Origin of the sequence: Ruminobacter amylophilus (assembly GCF_900115655.1) — a bacterium.
GTDB classification, from domain to species: Bacteria; Pseudomonadota; Gammaproteobacteria; order Enterobacterales; family Succinivibrionaceae; genus Ruminobacter; species Ruminobacter amylophilus.
Map to the genome: position 1 here is coordinate 1 of NZ_FOXF01000098.1, position 1746 is coordinate 1746.

The 1746-nt window shown below is 35.1% G+C and carries 2 protein-coding genes; one reads left to right on the forward strand and one right to left on the reverse strand.

Annotated elements, in window-relative coordinates; all coding sequences use genetic code 11:
* The first annotated feature begins 402 nt into the window (after positions 1–402).
* A complete protein-coding gene (locus tag BMY80_RS11885) occupies positions 403–1053 on the forward strand; it encodes a hypothetical protein (RefSeq protein ID WP_143066541.1) in 651 nt (216 codons plus the stop codon).
* Between the two features lie 87 nt (positions 1054–1140).
* Here BMY80_RS11885 and BMY80_RS12155 read toward each other — a convergent pair whose 3' ends face one another.
* Complete coding sequence (locus BMY80_RS12155; protein WP_143066542.1) at positions 1141–1365, reverse strand: hypothetical protein; 225 nt, start codon at positions 1363–1365, stop codon at positions 1141–1143.
* Between the last annotated feature and the right edge of the window lie 381 nt (positions 1366–1746).

Below are 1746 nucleotides of genomic sequence, written 5' to 3' on the forward strand. Positions count from 1 at the left end.
AAGCAAATTTATTGGCAAAGAATTAACGTTTAAATTAAAATAAGGGTGGTCAACTTCTGATCGTTTTAGTGGTCAACTTTTTCGATCGTTCTACAGAAATTCTTCAACAGCTAAATCTAAAATTAAGAAATGACGCAGAAGTGAACCTTACTATGTTTAAGCAGAGAGTTCGTAAAGGGAGAAAGTCCAAACTAACTGATCCGACTTTATTTTCATCTCTTACTGATGTGCTAACAGGGACAATTTAACTTCTGCCTCGTGTACTACACATTATAGGGGGCAATTTCGGATAAGAAAGGCCCAATTTTATTATTGCGGTAGGTTTTGCCATCCTGTGTGGTAAAATCGATGTAGAACATAGTGCGTAACCCTCTAATGTTTTGCTGTTAGCATTTACGCTCTATGTGGAAGATTTTGCATGCAAGTGATTGCTTAAACAATTACAAGGCAAAATTAATAATTACGATGCCTCTGTTTGTCAATTTTGTTGAGGTTTTAAAGCCAATAGCGCAGAGTACAAAAATGTTAGAAAATCTTTTGGAAGAATTAGATCATTTAGAACTAGTGAAATATTCATCTCTTCTTATTAATCTTTATGAAGATGATGATATGTACACTGCTGAAGCCTGTTTAGATGACGAAAAATTAATTATTGGTCGTGATAATCCTTTTTTAATATGTGACTCAGGACTTCCTTGGGAAAAGGTATTAAAGGAAGCAGGAAAGATACTGAAAAAATACATTAAGGATAATCATGATAAATACAAGCATTTTAATTCTATTTCGTTCGGATTTGTTGACGGTGATGAATACTTTATAAAAAAACACGTAAAAAAACACCAACCTGTGAATTATTCTGCTGAGGATTTTATGAGTTTTTCGCCAGAAAAACTGTACTGTTGGTTGACTGTATATTCCAACAAGAATATGAAAGACCAGTATGGCAAAGAAATTTTCGAACTTGATTATAAAAAAATGACCGATGAGCAGAAACAATACTGGAGTAAACTGCTGGCGGAAAATTTCAATTACGAGATGTATTATGATGAATGAGTGTAATGCAAAAATCGGTTTTGAACAAAAATCAGAGGCGCAAAGCCTTTATTTTAACCATTCACTTTTTCCTAAAATGCCCTGATTTTACTTTTGCACTGCACTCATGAATGATAGTTTTGTATTGAGTTTTTCTGAACGCGCAATGCCTTCAAGTTGATATCCATGAAAGGCTAACAAGTCAAAGACTCTGCCGGCTTTGGGATCTTTCCTGTTAATCTCTTTAGAGATGAGTTCAAGATCCATTTCATTCTCAATGCCATCAAGAGCGGAGATGCTAATGGCTAGTTCCTCCGGTTCGCTGTAATTCACTATGGTTAACCGACGGTCTTCTGCTTTTACGCCAAAAGGGCAGTCTGAGCATTTGTTGCTATCAGGACATCTGATTAAAATACCGTGTTTGTTAGGAACCTGACAACACTTCACAAGGTACAAAAAACTCCTTCTGTAATCTGTTTGGATTTTGGGTAAAGTTACCCTTAACTTTTTTTGCCATTGCGGCTTCTCCTGTTCGGAAAAAACGAAGCGGAGAAAACCATTATGGTTGAATTGTCTCGTGTACAGTATGCGTGTAAGCAAATAGGGTTATTTAAAATTGAATAGAACTTTCCCAATTAATAATACTATATAAGATGTGCAAATATTGAGCACATCTTGTTTCAATATCTCATTATTTACTCCATATACCAATCA

Excerpts from the sequence above, each read along its gene's own strand:
- BMY80_RS11885 (WP_143066541.1), top strand. The coding sequence starts at position 403 with ATGTGGAAGATTTTGCATGCAAGTGATTGCTTAAACAATTACAAGGCA.